This is a genomic window from Spirosoma knui (genome assembly GCF_054780635.1).
In genome coordinates this window covers 399,922-418,473 of record NZ_BAAGVY010000002.1, presented here as the reverse complement: position 1 = coordinate 418,473, position 18,552 = coordinate 399,922, and the positions used below count along the sequence as shown (strand labels likewise).

The window sequence follows — 18,552 nt, the reverse complement described above, 5'->3', positions numbered from 1 at the left end:
GCAAATATAGTAGGCACAAACAATAAAATACATCTGCCTCTCTACTCTTTAACCGTATTTTTTATTGATTTTATGGAAATATTATAATTAAAATTCGCTTAGTACAGAAAAAGTCCATATTTGGCAGTATAAATCACCTACTTTATAATTTTATTGTTTTCTCAGTCAAATTTGATTATTTCCTGATAACAGGTATCGTTTTTGGATATAATAAGACAAAAAACAGAATTTATTCAAAAATTAGGATTTGTCAGAGTTTAATACGATGATCATTAACTAGGCCTTTATATCTCTATGAATTATGCACAACAGGCGGAGACTCAGGTGTTCTTGGCCACGTACTGCAAGGAGTAAATAAATAAACTAGACCTTCCCGACAACAGCAGTATATCCATCCAGCTCAGTAGGTCAACGGAACCCACCCCGTCGTTTTTTTGTAACTTTGTGGGATAGATTACTGACTGTGAAAAAAGTAGCTTTTTATACACTCGGCTGTAAACTCAATTTTTCTGAAACCTCAACGCTGGCCCGCCTGATGGAACAGCAGGGGTTTGAACGGGTTGAGTTTAGCCAGCAGCCCGACGTCTTTATTATCAATACGTGCTCGGTAACGGACAATGCCGATAAGAAATGTCGTAAAATTGTTCGGGAAGCGCAGAAGATCAATCCCGATGGGTATGTGGCGATTCTGGGCTGTTACGCTCAGTTAAAACCAACTGAAATTGCCGAGATTCCAGGGGTGGATGCGGTGCTGGGAGCAGCCGAAAAATTCCGTTTGCACGAACTTCTTCCCACCTTCGAGAAAGTTAATGCGGGCGAACGCGCCCAGGTTTTCAATTCGCCTATCGAACACGCCATTGAGTACCACGCGTCCTATTCGCTCAATGACCGTACCCGTACGTTTCTGAAAGTACAGGACGGGTGCGATTATCCATGCGCCTACTGCACCATTCCGCTGGCGCGGGGAAAAAGCCGCTCCGATTCCGTCGCAAACGTAGTACAGGCCGCCCGCGAGATCGCCGAGCGTGGGGTCAGGGAAATTGTACTTACAGGTGTTAATATTGGCGATTTTGGTCTGGTGGATGGTGGTGACGGAACATCCCATCGGCAGGAGACATTCCTGGATCTGATCCAAGCGTTAGATGAGGTTGAGGGCATCGAGCGGTTCCGGATTTCGAGTATTGAACCCAACCTGCTGACCGATGAGATTATCGCGTTCGTCGCTCAGTCGAAACGGTTTGTTCCTCATTTTCATATACCGCTTCAGTCGGGTAGTAATCGCGTATTGGGCTTGATGCGCCGTCGGTACAAACGTGAACTCTACGCTGACCGCGTCGCCAGGATTAAAACGCTTATGCCCAACGCCTGTATTGGCGTTGACGTAATTGTAGGTCACCCCGGCGAAACCGATGAGCTGTTCAAGGAAACGTACCTATTTTTAAATGAACTGCCAATTTCGTACCTGCACGTGTTTACGTATTCGGAACGCCCGAACACAACGGCATTGAGCATTAAACCGGTTGTTCCGGGCCATATCCGGGCTGATCGATCGAAAATGTTGCACATTTTGTCCGATAAAAAGCGTCGGGCCTTTTACGATTCGCAGTTAGGTTCGCAGGCGACGGTCTTATTTGAAGAAGACGTTCAGGAGGGGTTGATGCAGGGATTTACGGAAAACTACGTCCGTGTGGTCGCTAAATACGATCCGTTACGTATCAACGAAACAATTCCGGTTCGCCTGATGGCCGTGAATACGGATGGGTTGATGGAAGTTGAGGAGGTCGAGCCCGTTTTCGAGCGACATTAATCTAGAGCTCAAAAAAAAGGCCGGTTTGATCGAACCGGCCTTTTTTTTGAGCTCTGGTTACCACCATTGGTGTACGCTTATACATACAGGAAACCGCCCCCAAGCGGAAGCGGCTCCACGAGTACAACAAAACCACAGTAAAGCTGCCGGACATTTCGGCCAGACAGGGCCTGTGGCTCTGTTGCTATATCAAAGGAAATTTGAGGTATAGTCCACTCCCGGCATCTGCATCAAAAGCGGACTATACACACTATCCTATACATTACGCTTCAATTAAGAATTCGTCGTGCTGGCTGATGTCCAGGCCCGATTTCTCGTCTTCTTCCGATACACGCAGGGGCAGAATCAGATCCGTTACTTTTAACAGCAGCAGCGACATGCCAAATGCGAAAGCCGACACGGCAATAAGGGCAATCATGTGATTGACGAACAGGCCGGTTTCTCCGAAGGCCAGCCCTTCTACCGTTACAGCCGAGTTAACACCTTTGGTGGCGAAGATACCCGTCATGATCATACCGACCATACCGCCCACACCGTGGCAAGGGAATACGTCGAGCGTATCGTCCAGCGTAGATTTCGACCGCAGGTGCGCTACGTAGTTCGAGATTATTGCAGAAATGGTTCCGATAAAAATGGATGTGGGAATCGTAACGAAACCGGCAGCGGGTGTGATGGCAACCAGACCGACTACGGCACCGATACAAAAACCAAGGGCCGAAACTTTCTTACCTTTAGCGGCATCGAACAACACCCAGGCTAAACCAGCAGACGCAGCCGCCGTATTGGTCGTAGCGAACGCTGACGCTGCCAGTGGCGAAGCACCTACCGCCGAACCAGCATTAAAACCGAACCAACCGAACCAAAGTAAGCCCGTTCCTAATAATACGAATGGGATATTAGCTGGTGGGAAATAGCTGGCTTCGAGGTGAGATTTCCGGCGCTTCAGGTAAAGTGCACCCGCCAGAGCGGCCCAACCCGCCGACATGTGCACGACAGTGCCACCGGCGAAATCCAGCACGCCTAATTCAAACAGAAGCCCTTTCGGATGCCAGGTCATGTGCGCTAAAGGGGCATAGACGAACAAGCTAAACAGGATCATGAACAGGACGTACGACCGGAAATTAATCCGCTCCGCCATAGAGCCCGTAACCAGCGCGGGTGTGATAACGGCAAACTTCAGTTGGAAGAACGCAAACACAACCAGTGGAATGGTAGCCGCCAACTCCCAAGGCTTACCGTCCAATACGCCCTTGAACATAAAGTGGTCCATCGGATTTCCGATGATCCCACCGATTGACGTCCCGAAGGCAAGGCTAAAGCCCACTACCACCCATAGAATACTGATAACGCCCATCGCAATAAAGCTCTGTAGCATCGTCGAGATTACGTTTTTGTTGTTCACCATCCCGCCGTAGAAGTACGCCAAGCCCGGCGTCATGAGCAGGACAAGAGCCGTTGCCATCAGCATCCAGGCGGTATCGCCCGAGTTAATACCTTCGGTTACAATCTGTGTGGGCACAGAAGGTGAGAATATGGCAGCTACGCTGATAACCAGCAGAATAAGGAGAGGAATGTAATTGGGCTTTTGCATGACAATTAAGAGGTTTTTGTTGTACTTGATAAAGACGGAGAAGTTAGGTTAAGAAACGAAGAAGCGTTGATTAGAACTTGAAGATGGCGGCCATACCCAGCGTAGCCTGTGATGTCGATAGCGACCCGTCGTTCTTTTCAAATTTGTTCGCCGAATACGTATCGATACGGAACTCGGGTTTCAGCAGCACATGGCCGTCGGCCGCTGTGATATTGCCAGTAAATGTCAGGGAGTTTACGCTGGCTCCGCTGCCCGATGCGTCAGTTAAGCCCCGTACTCCACTTTTGTTGTCGAATACTTCGTAGCGGGCACCCAGCGCAAACTTGTCAGTGAAGGCATAGTTCGAGTATACCGCAACTCCCCCCCAGGTTCTGGCCGAGTTAACTCCCGCTGGCACTTGAAAACCGCCTTTCTGCGAACCCGTCGCAGCATTCAACCCCACGAAGAATTTGGAAGTAACCTGATAGGTTGTGGCCAGGTCAAACAGTGAATAGCTCGCATTGTTATCAACAATACCGTTTGAATCTGGAGACGCTTCGTTGGAGACGATCCCGTTCAGATACACGTTCCAGCCCGATACCGGCGAAATAAACAACTGACCAATCAGGCCTTTCTTTTTGTTGTTGTCATTAAGGTTATCTACGTTGTTAACCACGCCTACCATCAAGGCAACTCTATCGCTGAAGGCGTATTGCGCTTTCAGACCGATGTGGTAGAACGGACCGTTGTTAAATAAGTTCGAGAGCGAATAGTTGAAGTTTACTGGAGCATCGATCACTTCGTAGCCGATGTGCGTTCCAAATTGACCAGCGGTGAACGACAATTTCGACGAAGCTTTCAGGGTAATGTAGGCCTGCTTAATAGCCAGCGCCGTTGATCCTGATCCTAAGGGACCGATGTTATTTCCGTAGTTTGCGATGTCGGCAAAAGGGCCAAACGCTAAATCCATGACGGCATCTACCTTGTCAGAGCTGTAAGCCGCTTTCGCCTGTATGAGACCAAGACCAAACTGCCCGGCACGTTGATCGAACGCCCGTGCATTCCCCACTGATTCTCCGCTTAATCCCAGGTTCGACTGACTTTTGGGGTTATTGAAGTTGCCAAAGTAATAGGTGTCCATGTACCCCGAAAACGTAAACTTACCCTGAGGTACGGCTTCTGCTGGCGCTGCTGCTTCAGTTGGAGCAGCCTTTTTATTCATAGAAACGGCCGTAGAATCCTGCGCTTTCAAGCCTCCTGCTGCAAACAAAGAACTTAGTAGTAAAAATGTTTTTTTCATAGCTTTTATTTGGCCAACAATACAAGGAACCTGTGGTTTGTTCGGGAACAAATTTTAGGATATAATTATTATAATCCAACATATCAGCTTTAAAAACTAGCCTTTTTTAGCAAAAAGTACTAATTTTGTTTAAAAAGTTCTACTAATTAACTTCAAAATACATTAAATATGGTTAATAAATACTAAATCATATTATTCTGCTTAATGCCATTTATTTAAAATTTTATTTGGATAAGTTTCGTGTCTTTTAGAGAGTAGTCAACGTAGATAAATGCAAAAAGCCCGTTCTGTCGACAGAACGGGCTTTCCAGAGCTAAGTAAGTCTAGTTTCTACACTTCAGCGTGTAACCAGGCTTTCTTCGCCAGTAACGTTTCTTCATCTTCTACGTGCTCGGGATCGGGAACGCAGCAGTCTACAGGGCAAACAGCCGCGCACTGTGGTTCTTCGTGGAATCCCATGCACTCAGTGCATTTATCGCTGACAATATAATAGAACTCGTTCGAAACCGGAGCCTGTGGCGATTTTCCGCTTACGATCGTGCCATCGCCGAAATCGACTTCGGTCAATTCAGTTCCTCCGCCCCAGGTCCACTCGACACCACCTTCGTAGATGGCCGTGTTAGGGCATTCGGGTTCGCAGGCACCACAGTTGATGCACTCATCGGTGATCATGATTGCCATGAGCAATACGGATTTATAGGCGGTGAAAATTATCTTCTTACTAGGGACAACAAATATAACTATTTAAAGGTTAGCCCCAAACTAATTTTTTATTCCATCCGTTGATGGAGTATTCCATTTGTTTATAACCTACATGCTTCAATCAGAACGCCTGCAAACGTTCGCGGCTTTGGGCGACTTCTTACGCTCAGCCGACGCTCAATCCGAATTAACCGATCTTGCCTACCGGGCTCACCTCAAAAATAACTGGTTTACACCTGATAACGTCTTAAAGGCGTTAGGCGCCATTGCCAACGAATTCCTGACGGCCGATCGTTTGGCTGCCTGGGCGGGTCGCTATTCGGCCGAACCTCTCTCAGCTTCCCGTACGGTTGGTGTGGTCATGGCTGGCAATATTCCTGCTGTTGGCTTTCATGACCTGCTCTGCGTACTAATGAGCGGCCATAAGTTATTGGCTAAGCTCAGCAATCAAGATTTTGTATTAATTCATTATTTAATACAAAAATTAAAAGAGATCAATCCAGCAATTGGAAATTATCTGGAGGAAGCTGAGCGATTAAACGCGGCAGATGCCTATATCGCTACGGGCAGTAACAACACCGCCCGCTACTTCGAATATTACTTTTCAAAAAAACCGCATATCATCCGAAAGAACCGCACATCGGTAGGCTTGCTGATGGGTGCTGAGAGCGACGAGGAGTTCCTGAAGCTGGGGCATGACCTCTCTGATTATTATGGCCTAGGGTGCCGGAACGTATCGACCTTACTCGTTCCTGAAGACTATGACTTTACTCCATTGTTGCGATCGCTGGAACCGCAGGCACAAACGTTCCTGAATAACCACAAGTATCAGAACAACTACGATTATAACAAGTCTATCTATCTCATCAACGCTGTCCCGCATCTGGACAACGGCTATCTGCTGCTGACCGAACAGCCGGGGTTAGTCTCTCCCATCTCCGTTGTTTATTACCAGACGTACCGATCTCAGGCAGATGCAACGGCATGGCTCACCGAACGGGCCGACCAGATTCAGGTTGTGGCTTCGGCAAAAGCCTGGTATCCGAACAGCGTAGCGTTTGGCCAAACCCAATCCCCCGGGTTGATGGATTACCCTGATGGCGTCGACACGATGGCCTTTTTATCGCAACTGTAAGTCGTCGTTTTTCATACTTTTGGCTCTGTGAACGTAACGAATTGCATCGTTACGTTCACAGAGCTATTTGTTGAATCATTGTATGAGCGGCAGTTGCAGCCACCACTCCTCATGTCATAAAGAATGCCTACATTGCTTCAGCAATTGACAATATGAAACCATATCACTTAGGGCATGAGATTAAACTGACAAAGTGGCTATTAATAATAGTCCTGCTTTACAGTCTTTTTGCCTGCCTGGGTGGTGATTTTTTGGGGCAAGATCGCATAAACCTCGGTACACAAATCGAACTACCTCTTGCTACCAGGCAGCAAGTCGATCAGCTTGCATGCGTAGTAAAGGCGAAGACAAACTCAAAACGGTTTTCCACGGCTTATAAGGCCTTCTCAGTTATAACCCTTAGGTTTTACAACCGCCAGACCAACAGCCGAATAACCTTACTTTGTGATAGAGTATCAGTCTGTAGCTATTCGGGTACGTACCTTCAGTTGAAGACCATTCCTGCCGACTCCGACGAGCCTTTTTCGGTTTAATTTAAGGGCAAACACCTCCCCTTTTAGCCCATCAGGTAGCTTTTCCATCTTCTGGTTTTCCTGCTCGTACTATTCGCTACCAGTCTCAACTCTTTATTTTATGTTGCTCAAACGAATTAAAAAGCTTTTCAGGCTTATTGGATTGGCCTGTCTAATCATATTGGCTTTGTGTGGTATAGGCGTTACTGGCGTGGGACCTGTATCCCCTCAAAGCCGAGAACGCTATCTTGATAATGGGATCAAAACTGAACTTGTCCTGACGAAAGACGAAGAGGGTGATTCAGTGCAGGAAGACGAAGCGAAGCTCAAATCATGATCCAAAACAGATGTAACCATTTTGCTATCTGACTCTTAAAAAGGCTAACAATGAATTTGAGGCTGAAAAGGAAGTTAAGTCTCGTTTATCTTGACGGGATCACACCAATCCTTTCATCCATAACTCACGTCATTGATTATGCCTACTAAGTGTATCGGGCTTTTCCAGTAGCTGAAAATAGTCGCCGAGCGACTTACCGACCGCATCTTTGTAGGTCAGTACCTGCGCCAGTGGAAGGCCGGTTTCCTTGCCGGTAGCTACGTAAATACGTTTGCCCGGCATTTGTACCTTCTCCGATAAGCCGCTGTATTCGTCGTTGGACCAATTCTGGTCGGGGCTATATCGTATACGGCCATCGACCTCCACCTTAATATCGTAGTTCTTGCCTTCCTGTTTGCCCCGGAACGTCCGGACAAAGTCTTGCTGATTGCCGTAGACCAGGCCAATAATCTGGGGAAAGCGATCAGCATCATCCCGGCTGAATTGCTGTTCAATACGTGGCCATTCACTTTTGAGTAACGCTACGTAGTGCTCAAAGGCGGCCTCCGTAAACCGTTCCGGCGACAGATACAGCATCGTGCTGGGATGGCGCTGCGGATCGTCTGGCTCGTTGCTGTACGCCCGGTGGTTTTTATCAATGTACACTCGCCTTGCCTTACCGTATAGATCATCGGCATAAGGTGGTCCCCAGTCCGTAGTCAGGGCGTCGATAACAACCCGCTTCTCCCCATCCATCTTTATAGCGTAATCAATCCGGTTCGTGCTAAACCCTTTCGTTTCCAGAGATTGCAGCTCGTAAGCTACTCCCTTGAACGTATCAGTATGAATAGCTTTCCAGTTGTCACAGGATAGTAAACCCAGCAAAGTAATCAGACTCATCAGTATACAGCGTTTAGCCATGAGTAGCAGTTTCGTTACAGCTTGTAAAAGTAACGAACCGATTTACTTACCTGCCTGCTGGTTCAGGTATTGCGACAGCAAAATGTCAGGCTTGCAATTGGCGGATAAGTCTTCGGAGTACGCAATAGGCCGTTCCGTTTCTTCCGTACCATATTTAGGAACAAAAAGCGTCGACTGACCGTAACGCTCCCGAAAAACAAGGACAACAAACGGTCGGCCGTTGTTCTGAATCGTGAACTCCTGTCGCCCGTCCGCTTTCACGACGCTGGCTTTAAAAATTTTTCCATCCCACGGATGGTCGAAACCGTCCAGCGCAACCAGCGACTCATTTTTCGATTCGGGGCCCACTCGTAAGAGCAGCACTTTCAGGCCTTCACCGGCTCGGTAAACCTTACAATATCGGCCAATCTCCGGCCGAGGAGCTTCTGTTTTACCCCTCTGGGCAACGCTTATGGTAAAAGACGATAGGTAGATGAAACAGGCAATGAGGATCCGGCACATGATACAGCTGAGTCTAGTAAGCAGTCAGATTACCTTCTTTATCGACCGAAAAACTTTTGTGAGCCGAAGGGCTGCGCGTACTTTGTACCGCGACACTTCCCCGCAATCCATTCGGGAAGTACATAAACTGCAATTGATTGACGTAACAGTCCTCGGGTTTGTAGCCCGATTTGGCAATGGCTGCTTGGTAGATGTCTCCGGCTTGGTCGAAATCTACAATCGCCTGTTTGCGGAAAAGGGAATTTTTGAAGCCATCGTACGTATCAATAAACGCTTCCCGGCTTCCAATCCCCGTGGATAGGGTCACTTCCTGCGGTCCCTCAACCTCTTTGTTCTGAAAGTCATACCGGTACGAAACAATCTTGTTTTTATCCGTCGGCGATACCAGCTTCAGCGATAAATCAGCCCGATCTTTTTCCCGTTCTATACTGCTTTTACTAAAGTTGACATACAGCTCCAGCAGTTCGGGATCGTCGACACCAGCCTTTTCCAGAATAGCTTTGTATCCTTCATCAATCTGGTCGCCATCCGGCATCTGAAGCATTACGTCTCCATTACGTTCTGAGTTTGGGGAAGCTGTTGTTTCTTCCGAAGCAGTGGTTTCGGTGGTAGGTCCATCCTGCGTACTGTCGCTGCTGCAACGCACAAACAACAGCCAAAGACCAACCACTACTACAATCTGTTTCATAGTCATTGAATACAAATAAGCGAGTACTTTGCTGACGAACGTAGTTTAGGTACGTGCTGTCAGGAAGAGTTAAGCAGGAATTTCGGTCATGACCCGATAGGCGCTTTCCGGAATCTGAATCCAATACGTAGTGCCGTCTTTCAGGGCTAACTCCACATCAAAGGCTTTTTCCAGTTTGCCCACCCCCGAGGCAGCCCGGTTATTTTCCTGATACAGCCGGGCCACATGCAGAATATCGGCAGGTCGAAATCGTAACGTACCGACATTATCTTCCTTTTTGTTGTCTTTCAGGATAAACACGCCATCTGTAGTCAGCGACAGCGCAAAAGTGTCGTACACCGAAACGACCGTGAAGCCCAGCATCAGCCCCGCTACGTTCCCCGCTGTTACCATTGCGTGTTCCTGATCGCTTATTTTCCGCAACCACAGCAACCCATTGGGCCACATTTGGGCAAGCGTTTCGCCGGGCCTATACCCGTAGAATTCGCGCATCACGGGTGTATCGGTCTCCCGCGGCTTCATCGAGAAAAAATAGAAGAGATAACCGCCAACTCCAGCGATGAGTATGAGTGAAAACAAAGTCATGGTTCGCAATGATTAGAAAGCTGTCGATTCCCTCAGTTTTTAGCGGCCATACCGCTTTTACCGCCTTTGGCGAGCCCGTTCAGGATGGCATCGTTCCAGCCGGGAACTTCCTTACTGGCGGGCCCACTAACCGTGACGGTCTGGCCGTCGGGACTCCAGGCCACCTTCATTCCGGTAGCTTGGTCGGATGGGGACAGAATAATGGTTAGCTTATCTCCTTTCGGACGCCATCCTTCGGTAATGTATCGACTGCGCGCTCCAAAAAAATCGGCAATGGTAGTCATATAGCCCATGGCCAGGTTAAACGACACCGGATTCTTGGCAACGTTCGGCGCATCGAATTTGAACGTAAGCTTACTGGCAAGCCCATCAATCTGTTCTTTACAAGTAGGCTGCCACTCTTTGGCTTTGTCAGTCTGAACGGTATAGCCGCACTTCGCATCCAGCGTAGTATAACCCGCTTTGTCCGAAAAATCGACCAGCGACTGCGCCATCCGTTTGAAACTATCCCGTCCGCGCGGCTGGCTGGGTGCCGCCAGTACAGTTTCCCACATGGTCGGCGACAGGTTGATCGTAAACAGCTTATCGACTATGTAGCCGTTCATCCAGACATTACTCGTTGCGATTAGGTCAACGAGTTTTTCTTTGTTGTCCTGAGCGATGGCCGGTGTGCTCATGGCAAGAGCGAGGGCAAGAAAACGGGTTATTGGTTTCATTGGCTGGCTTGATTTGTTCGGAACAAAGGTCAGCCACCGGATCATCTGACACCATACTACCTAAGTAGTATATTAAAGACCATTTTGGGTTGAATTAATGGGCAAAGAGACCTGATAATCAAACGTCTTCCCTGAAGCTACTACTTTTGTAGTATTTATGTATCCAGTCTCGCGACTCCGTAACAGAAGAATTACATTTGCTTATATACACGCCAGTAACATGCCGCAGGTTTTCTTTTCACTTTTCCTGTTTACAGCCGGAATCGTTTTTACGGTCAGTTGCCAACAGCGAACGGATGCTGTTCGGACTGGTATCTCTGCCGCCGATTCGATCCAGGTGTTTCGGCTCTTTGCTCAGGCGTATCAACTACAGCATACCGACCCCGACAGTGCCTACCGGCTGATTCAGCAGGCCGGAGCGCTGTCACGCGCAAACCGCTTCGATCAGGGTCTGTTCAATTATTATAATCAGGCGATGTATAACCGGGCCGCTTACCGGGGCGACTTTAAGCTGGCCAGGCAACTGAGCGATACGGCGATGATACTGCTCCGCGACCCGGCCCGCCAGCGGTTTCGGATGCTCATGGATTTTTCGCGGGCCATTTTCTATCAGCTTCAGGAACAGAACGACTCGGCCATTGTTTACTACCTTCGGGCTCTGGACAACCAGCGATTTACGAAGGATACGTCCCGGATACCGATGATTCAGAATAACCTGGCAATTCTGTTTCATTTTAAGCAACGCGACGATCTGGCCGTAGACTATCAGTTAAAGTCACTGCACCGAGCCATTGTTGACGGCGACACAGGCGTGATTGTGGGCAACTACGTTAACTTATACGGCTTTGAAACGGCTCGAAAAGACACCGCTAAAGCATTCGGCTATCTGGCGAAAGGCCTTAGGTTAGCGGCTGGTCCTAAGGTGTGGCGCGAGCAAACCGAACTCTATAAAAATGCGGGCGAGTACTACGTAGGGCGTCACCAGGTTGATTCGGCCCGGTATTACTTCGGCCGATATTATAATTTAACCCAGTCTTTGTATCCTTCCGCTTATTTGGCACAACCCCTTATCGGTCTGGCTCAGGCTGACTGGCTCGCGGGCGATTGGCAGGCGACTGAACAGCGGTTAAACGAGGTGGCGAGACTGACGTCCATCGACTCATTGCCCGTACTCGACCGGCAGAATTTTTACCAGACCCAGTATCGGCTCTTCAAAAAAACGGCTCGGCCTGCCCTTGCCTTACGGGCGCTTGAGAAGTATAACGGGGTAGTAGCAGAGTTGGAAAACGGCCGAAAAAATGAGCAGCTTATCCAATACGACACGAAGGTTCGGCAACTACGAGAAGAGAAGCAAACCGCTGAGCGTCAACTAGCAATCACTAAAAAGAATGACATCATAACCGGCTTAGTGGCGGGGTGTCTGGCGGTCATTGTAGTGGCCACGTTGCTGGTCTTATACTGGCGTAAGCGCAAAATGCTGGAATCGGAGAAACTAGCCAAACTTCAACTGGAAGCCGAATGGACTCACCTGAAAAGTCGCGTGGCTGCTCAGTTGGAAGAACGCAGCCGCATTTCGCAGGAGTTGCACGATGAACTGGGGGCTACGCTTACGTCTATTTCGCTGGCGAGTGAGCTACTCCGGCAAAACACCCGCAGCGAGTCTCCCGAAGTACGGATTATTGCCAAAGCCTCATCGGAAATGACAACTAAAATGAACGAGATCGTGTGGAGCCTGAACGCCAATAACGATAACGTACAAAGTTTGGTGTCGTACGTTCGAAAGTTCTGCGCTGATTTTCTGGACGAAGCCGGTATTCAAATGATTTTTCACGAAAACATTACCGACCCGGAGCGAGAACTAAAGGGGTTCATCCGACGTAGCGTTTATCATTCGGTGAAGGAAGCGGTTAACAACATCGTCAAACATGCCGAAGCGTCCAGAGTTGAACTGACCATCGAAACGATCGAGAACGAGTTATGGATTTTGATTAAAGATAACGGCAAAGGCATGCCCGACAATGCTGCCAAACGCTGGAGTAACGGCCTGCGCAACATGAAAAAAAACATCGAGACCATCCGGGGGCAGATCAGTTGGGTTACCGAAAATGGTACTTCGGTGCAGATACAAACACCGATGAGTCTCTGAACCGGCTAAACCCTCCTATTCATGATTTCTGTCCTGATTGTTGAAGATAACGAAGACATTCAGCTGCTGCTCCAAACGGTGGTGAGCCGCACCGACGAGTATATATGCGTAGGGGTTGTTTCGACGGGAGCAGACGCGTTGAAGCGAATTCCGGAGCTACTGCCCGATGTGGTTCTAATGGACATTGGTCTCCCCGACATTAGTGGCATCGACTGCGTCCGGCGGCTGAAGCCCCAGTGCCCAAACGTCGAATTTATCATGTGCACGATTTATGATGAAGACGAAAAGGTGTTTCAGTCACTGGAAGCCGGTGCTAACTCGTACATCCTCAAAAAAAGCAGACCCGAACTACTGTTGACTGCCATTCGCGAAGTGCACGAAGGCGGATCACCTATGAGTAGCGATATTGCGCGCAAAATCGTGGCTAAACTACAACGCAAAGACAAAACCCGGACTGACTACGGCATTACGCCCCGCGAAGAAGACGTACTCGTAAAATTATCGAAAGGCCTCACCTATTCCGAAACCGCCGATCAATTGTTTATCAGCGTAAAAACCTTAAAAAAACACATCTATAACATCTACGAAAAACTGCATGTCGACAACAAAGTCGAAGCCCTCAACAAGTTCTTTGGAAAATACTGAGGGCATGTTGTCACGTATTAGAGTAGTGAGTTATTACATACCCGATTGCTTGACAAATTACGTATCAACCAACACCTTAATCTAGTAGGCATCAGTCTCTCCGATGTCCTATTCATCCTCCATCTTATTTCCCTTCTGAGCGTTGCAACGCTGACACATCGGCTGGTAATTGGACAGGGTATTCCCACCACCTTTTGAGCGGGGCAAAATATGATCAATGGTCATTAGCTGGAAGTCGGCGGTGAACAAATCGACATGATGCCCGCCCCCCGGATCAACCGACGTAATCAGGTGAACCCCTTCCACACCACAACGCACGCAGGCGGTTCCTTTTTTGGCAAATACCTGTAGGCGTCGGTGGGTGCTGTATTTGGTATGCAGCAATTCAAAATCCAGTTCTTTCAAGACCCGATTCCCATTCAGAAGGGGTGGTAGCTCATTCGTAATCACAATAAAATCCGTTTCGTTTCACTTAATACCGCCAGCTCGTTACGTCTGCTCCTTTGGGGGCAGTCGTTTCAATCCGTTTCAGTATCTTATCTACATACATGGTATTGTAACGCAGCCGACTAATGTAGTTGGGCTGCGTTGGGTCGCCATTCCAGCAATGTTCGGCGCGATCACCGTAGGCTATTTCGCTGCTGGCCTTTGGGTTCTGAACGCTCTTCAGAAAATCCTCCATCAAATAGACAGCATTATTGAGATAATAGTTGTCCATATCGCCACAATAAATGTGAATTTTTCCGGCCACTTTCGGTCCCAGCGTCTTCCAGTCGCGACGTAGTATATGCAGTAAGTCAAAATGTTCGCGCCAGTACTCGGCAACCTGATGATCAATTTCTCCGGTACGTTTGTCCCAGATTCGTTTCGGGTATCCGTCGGGACCAGCGGGCGAGTAAACGGCTTCCCATATATCGAACTGATCGCCCGAACGGGAGTGCGTACCCAAAGCTAGCTCCCGGTGGTTGGTTTCTTCGAGTGTGCATTTCACCTGCCCCAGGTAATTGCGCTGGCTGGGGCGGGGTGTGCGTCGCAACGGGCCTTCTGCGTAGTACGCGTTTTTATCCTTGTACAGATTGAAAACAGTATAGGCATCGAAGGCGATGGGGTCGGGACAGGCTGCAAAACAACCATTGAATTCATCCGGGTAAAAAACCTGAGCCGCCAGCGCTTCCCAGCCCCCCGTCGACCCGCCGTACGTAAACCGGGCCCACCCTTGCCCTATGCCCCGGAATCGCTGCTCTATTTCGGGCAGCAGCTCACGCATGATCGCATCGCCGTAGGGCCCCAGGTTGGCCGAATTAACTGCGTAGGAGTCATCATAATACGGATTGGCATGCTGTATTTCTATGATCAGCATCCGCGGAAAGTCTTTGCTCGTCCATTTTTTATAGAAGTCATAAGCTTCCTGCGCCACAATCTTCTTATAGCCATGAATTTTAAACCGCTCCACGTAGTCGGTCGTGTCGATGTCGGCGGGCGGGGGCGTTTCGCTGAACCCGTCTAAATCGGCCGGAAAATGCCCGTGGTTGATACAAAGCGGGTAGCGGGCATTCGGATGTTCATCGAACCCGGCGGGTAGCAGCACGTGCGCGCCCAGGAACATAGGTTTACCCCAGAATTCAGTTAGCAGCTTGCTCTGAATTTTGATGTGCTTAATAAACTTGGTGTCTTTGGGCTCGTCAATGGGCGGATTGACCTGATCTAGCACAACCGCAAACGATTGCTTCGCTCCTGCATTCAGCCTGATTTTAACCGGCTTACTGAATAGGTTACCGGGGGCCGTCCGCCAGTTCTGCCCTTCGCCCCGATCCATGGGCAACTTCACGGTGTTACGTGTCCCGTTCGGCCCGTTTTTGACCTGAAATATTTCGTATTTGTGCAACACCGCCTGAACGTAGTATTCACCCGTCGGCAGATCCTTCAGGCTCTGCTTGGGATACCCAAACGTACTAGCGTTAATAATAGCCGCCTGACCTGGTTTCAGGCCATCAACATCGACGCCAAAAATCTGAGCCGTTTCTACAGCATCACTGACCTGCTCACGCGGTTCGGGCTTATTGGTTTTCGCCAGAATCAGCAGCACCCGCCCATCCAGTGGTTTTGTACTCTGACTAGCCGGAAATGACACGGAAAATACAGACTGAGCAACTGTCGGTTGAGCTAGGGCGAGCAGGGCGCTACCGAGCCAGCAGCGCATTTGTAAATGAAGCATAGAGAGGTGGTTGTATGTGGAAGAACCGTAGACACCAGCAACATACAAAAAAAGCCGTTACCTGAGGCAACGGCGAATTGGTTATAAGGGGTTCGGAATCAATCAGACCAGTAAATGAATCAGATGCTGATACGTAGCATAAGTGGTAGAAAGGCTTTGGGTAGAAACATAAACCATTCGGAGCGCTTACCAGACACTTGGTCGGTTCGCTACTGATAGACCCGTACGTAATCAACTTCCAGACGTTTGGGCCAGATGGTCTCATCGACCCCTTTCTGGCCACCCCAGTTGCCACCAACGGCCAGGTTCAGAATCAAATAGAACGGCTGCTCAAAAGGCCACTGCGCTACGTCGCTGCCCAATACCGCTTTCTGCACAGAGTAATACTTCTGATTGTCGACAAAGAAATCGATCTGATCGGCCGTCCACTCAACGGCATACAGGTGATAAGCCGACGTAGCGTCGTTCACTGTAATCTGCTGGCCTTTCTGGGTGCCTTTGCCGTGATTGTACGCTTCCGTGTGTACAGTTCCATGAACAACGCCCTCGTCGAAACCCACGTGTTCCATAATGTCGATTTCGCCACCACGCGGCCATCCCACCTTGGCGATGTCAGTGCCTAACATCCAGACGGCAGGCCACGTACCCCGTCCGGCGGGCAGTTTGGCGAAGGCTTCAATGCGGCCGTATTTCCACTCCGCTTTTCCTTGTGTAAGCAAGCGGGCCGAGGTATACCCCTTACCCTGGTAGTTTTCTTTTCGTGCTTCAATAATGAGTTTGCCATTCTCAAGCCGGGCGTTTTCGGGACGTTTAGCGGTGTAAAATTGCAGCTCATTATTACCCCAGCCACTACCGCCAACGTCATAGCGCCATTTGGTGGAATCCGGCAAACCTGTCCCCTCAAATTCGTCGGACCAGACCAGCTTCCGATTCGACGGAGCCGTTGTCGTGCTCAATGGGGACGTAACGGGCGCAGGTGTTTGAGCCACTGGAAGAGTGACGTCAGGACTGCTACAGGCCAGCAACAGCGTTATTACAGATAGTACCATAAGGGTTTGCGTATATATAAGCCGTATCAACGTATTAATCTCTTGATCGCTTACCGGCCGAATGCCCATTTGAGAAAGTCGGGCATGATCGCGCTCCAGGTTTCCTGGTTATGCTGACCACCTTTCACCTCTACGTACCGAATGTCGCGTTCGCGGTTGAAGCCCTTGTTCACAAGTTCATCGATCAGGTCGGTTGTATCTTCAATAGCATCAATAATGCCGTTGTTGTTTCGGTCGCTGGTTTCGTCTTCGGTGCCGGTTTCAAACCAGAACTGCAATCCCTTTGTATACTTCCCCTTCCGCACGAGATTATGCATGATCCGGTCGGTATCGTCGGAGTAGCTGCTATCGAATTTCTTGCTCCGCCACCAGAACGATCCGGAAAAAACACCCGCCCGGCTGAATCGCTCCGGGTGATGGAAGACAAGGTCAAAAGCCGACAGACCACCCAGCGAAAAACCCGCAAAAACTGACTCGGTCGGAGACGTACTGACCCGGTAGTGCTTTCTGATATACGGCAGCAGTTCGGTCAGCACAAAATCGGTATACAGAGCCGCTTTACTCCCCCGGTTGAGGTAATCGGCCTGGGCCGCCGTACCATATTCCTGGATTCGATCGCCCGCGTGAATAGCCACCAGCACAAACGGCCGGATAGCCTGAGCTTTGTACAGCGAATCAAGTACGTCGGTCATGTTCAGACGGGCCAGATCCTGCCCATCGTTCAGGTACAGAACCGGGTAAGGCCCGCCAGCAGCCTTATAATCAGGCGGCAAGATAATATCGAGCAGAACAGTACGATTCAGCGGAACCGAATACAACGAATCATCGCGCTGAACCGTTACGGGCGTTGGTTCAGTACGTAAAGAGGCCGGTAGATGGTCAGCCATAAGCGCAAAAATTGTCAGAAGTAACGCAATCACAACCCGCAAAGTAGCTAATTTTTTCGGCTTGGTTATTATTTGGCTTTGCCGTTATCAGCGATTTGCTCTATTTTCAACCGATGTTTCAACGTATTATTTAGATCTCAATCGCCTTGCAGGAAGAATATAGAACCTGGTACTCGCACCACCTGGGCCGCAATATGGAGATGCTCGTTTTTGGCAACTGGGGCTATCCCGTGCTGATGTTCCCGACGTCCATGGGTCACTATTACGAGTACAAAGATTTTGGCTTAACCGAAACGGCCCGCTGGTTCGTTGAGTCGGGCAAAGTCAAATTATACTGTGTCAGCAGCATCGACCGCGATAGCTGGTACGCCAAGCACCTGCATCCCGGCACCCGCATCTGGAACCACGTTCTGTATGATCGGTTTTTGCACGAAGAACTGGTGCCCGGTATCCAGCGCGAGTGTAACGTTCAAAAAATCGGCGTATCGGGCGCTTCGTTTGGTGGCTACCACGCCATGAACTTCGCCTTCAAACACCCCGAGCAGGTAGGGCATCTGCTCACGATGGGCGCAGCTTTCGACATCCGCTCGTTTCTGGATGGTTATTATGACGACAACGTCTATTTCAACAATCCACCCGACTTTATGCCAAACGCGAACAACGATGAATTCCATCGGATGAACATTGTGCTGGGCACGTCGGAGTACGATTTCTGCAAGCCGTCGAATCAGCAGATGTCTGACATTCTCAATCGAAAAGGCATCCGCCATCGGCTCGACGTAACCCCCTGGGGCAATCACGACTGGCCCGTGTGGAAAGATCAGTTTCCGCGGTACTTAAGCATGATTTAACAACGC

General features: G+C 49.3%; 18 protein-coding genes. 6 read left to right on the top strand and 12 right to left on the bottom strand.

From position 1 onward, the window contains the following. Positions 1 to 463 precede the first annotated feature (463 nt). Positions 464 to 1,807 (top strand): tRNA (N(6)-L-threonylcarbamoyladenosine(37)-C(2))-methylthiotransferase MtaB, encoded by a 1,344-nt coding sequence (gene mtaB, locus ACYVIY_RS06400; RefSeq protein WP_460975468.1) that lies wholly within the window; start codon positions 464 to 466, stop codon positions 1,805 to 1,807. A 262-nt stretch (positions 1,808 to 2,069) separates the two neighbouring features. Here the strand turns inward: mtaB and ACYVIY_RS06395 are convergent, their stop codons facing one another. The 3 genes from ACYVIY_RS06395 to ACYVIY_RS06385 form a co-directional block, all read right to left on the bottom strand. Next, the gene (locus ACYVIY_RS06395) at positions 2,070 to 3,398 is read right to left on the bottom strand and encodes an ammonium transporter (protein WP_460975467.1); all 1,329 of its coding nucleotides are present in this window, start codon (positions 3,396 to 3,398) and stop codon (positions 2,070 to 2,072) included. Positions 3,399 to 3,468: 70 nt separating this feature from the next. Continuing rightward, the gene (locus ACYVIY_RS06390) at positions 3,469 to 4,677 is read right to left on the bottom strand and encodes a porin (protein WP_460975466.1); all 1,209 of its coding nucleotides are present in this window, start codon (positions 4,675 to 4,677) and stop codon (positions 3,469 to 3,471) included. Positions 4,678 to 5,007: 330 nt separating this feature from the next. Beyond that, positions 5,008 to 5,358, bottom strand: a complete 351-nt coding sequence (locus ACYVIY_RS06385) for a 4Fe-4S dicluster domain-containing protein (protein WP_460975465.1) — start codon at positions 5,356 to 5,358, stop codon at positions 5,008 to 5,010. Between the two features lie 133 nt (positions 5,359 to 5,491). On the opposite strand from ACYVIY_RS06385, the gene ACYVIY_RS06380 reads away from it, so the two are divergent. After that, on the top strand, positions 5,492 to 6,514 hold the full coding sequence (locus ACYVIY_RS06380; RefSeq protein ID WP_460975464.1) for an acyl-CoA reductase: 1,023 nt from the start codon (positions 5,492 to 5,494) through the stop codon (positions 6,512 to 6,514). Between the two features lie 633 nt (positions 6,515 to 7,147). Beyond that, positions 7,148 to 7,363, top strand: coding sequence for a hypothetical protein (locus tag ACYVIY_RS06375; protein ID WP_460975463.1), 216 nt, complete (start codon positions 7,148 to 7,150; stop codon positions 7,361 to 7,363). A 129-nt stretch (positions 7,364 to 7,492) separates the two neighbouring features. Here ACYVIY_RS06375 and ACYVIY_RS06370 read toward each other — a convergent pair whose 3' ends face one another. The 5 genes from ACYVIY_RS06370 to ACYVIY_RS06350 all read right to left on the bottom strand — a co-directional run bounded on the left by ACYVIY_RS06370 (position 7,493) and on the right by ACYVIY_RS06350 (position 10,753). Continuing rightward, positions 7,493 to 8,242: a hypothetical protein gene (locus tag ACYVIY_RS06370; RefSeq protein ID WP_460975462.1), complete on the bottom strand. Its 750-nt coding sequence runs from the start codon at positions 8,240 to 8,242 to the stop codon at positions 7,493 to 7,495. A gap of 63 nt (positions 8,243 to 8,305) precedes the next feature. Further along, complete coding sequence (locus ACYVIY_RS06365; protein ID WP_460975461.1) at positions 8,306 to 8,764, bottom strand: hypothetical protein; 459 nt, start codon at positions 8,762 to 8,764, stop codon at positions 8,306 to 8,308. A 13-nt stretch (positions 8,765 to 8,777) separates the two neighbouring features. Beyond that, positions 8,778 to 9,452, bottom strand: coding sequence for a hypothetical protein (locus ACYVIY_RS06360; RefSeq protein WP_460975460.1), 675 nt, complete (start codon positions 9,450 to 9,452; stop codon positions 8,778 to 8,780). 69 nt (positions 9,453 to 9,521) lie between these two features. Next, positions 9,522 to 10,037 carry a hypothetical protein gene (locus ACYVIY_RS06355; protein WP_460975459.1) on the bottom strand — a complete coding sequence of 172 codons (516 nt, stop codon included), beginning with the start codon at positions 10,035 to 10,037 and terminating at the stop codon, positions 9,522 to 9,524. Between the two features lie 32 nt (positions 10,038 to 10,069). Next, the gene (locus tag ACYVIY_RS06350) at positions 10,070 to 10,753 is read right to left on the bottom strand and encodes a hypothetical protein (protein ID WP_460975458.1); all 684 of its coding nucleotides are present in this window, start codon (positions 10,751 to 10,753) and stop codon (positions 10,070 to 10,072) included. A gap of 220 nt (positions 10,754 to 10,973) precedes the next feature. Here ACYVIY_RS06350 and ACYVIY_RS06345 point away from each other — a divergent pair, with 220 nt between their 5' ends. Further along, positions 10,974 to 12,899: a tetratricopeptide repeat-containing sensor histidine kinase gene (locus ACYVIY_RS06345; protein WP_460975457.1), complete on the top strand. Its 1,926-nt coding sequence runs from the start codon at positions 10,974 to 10,976 to the stop codon at positions 12,897 to 12,899. A gap of 21 nt (positions 12,900 to 12,920) precedes the next feature. After that, positions 12,921 to 13,544, top strand: coding sequence for a response regulator transcription factor (locus ACYVIY_RS06340; RefSeq protein WP_460975456.1), 624 nt, complete (start codon positions 12,921 to 12,923; stop codon positions 13,542 to 13,544). 108 nt (positions 13,545 to 13,652) lie between these two features. Here ACYVIY_RS06340 and ACYVIY_RS06335 read toward each other — a convergent pair whose 3' ends face one another. The 4 genes from ACYVIY_RS06335 to ACYVIY_RS06320 form a co-directional block, all read right to left on the bottom strand. Then, a complete protein-coding gene (locus ACYVIY_RS06335) occupies positions 13,653 to 13,994 on the bottom strand; it encodes an HNH endonuclease (protein ID WP_460975455.1) in 342 nt (113 codons plus the stop codon). 22 nt (positions 13,995 to 14,016) lie between these two features. Further along, the gene (locus ACYVIY_RS06330) at positions 14,017 to 15,744 is read right to left on the bottom strand and encodes an alpha/beta hydrolase (protein ID WP_460975918.1); all 1,728 of its coding nucleotides are present in this window, start codon (positions 15,742 to 15,744) and stop codon (positions 14,017 to 14,019) included. Positions 15,745 to 15,968: 224 nt separating this feature from the next. Beyond that, positions 15,969 to 16,808: a glycoside hydrolase family 16 protein gene (locus ACYVIY_RS06325; RefSeq protein ID WP_460975454.1), complete on the bottom strand. Its 840-nt coding sequence runs from the start codon at positions 16,806 to 16,808 to the stop codon at positions 15,969 to 15,971. 50 nt (positions 16,809 to 16,858) lie between these two features. Beyond that, a complete protein-coding gene (locus ACYVIY_RS06320) occupies positions 16,859 to 17,695 on the bottom strand; it encodes an alpha/beta hydrolase (protein WP_460975453.1) in 837 nt (278 codons plus the stop codon). 146 nt (positions 17,696 to 17,841) lie between these two features. Here ACYVIY_RS06320 and ACYVIY_RS06315 point away from each other — a divergent pair, with 146 nt between their 5' ends. Continuing rightward, positions 17,842 to 18,546 (top strand): esterase family protein, encoded by a 705-nt coding sequence (locus ACYVIY_RS06315; protein ID WP_460975452.1) that lies wholly within the window; start codon positions 17,842 to 17,844, stop codon positions 18,544 to 18,546. The last annotated feature ends 6 nt before the right edge of the window (positions 18,547 to 18,552 follow it).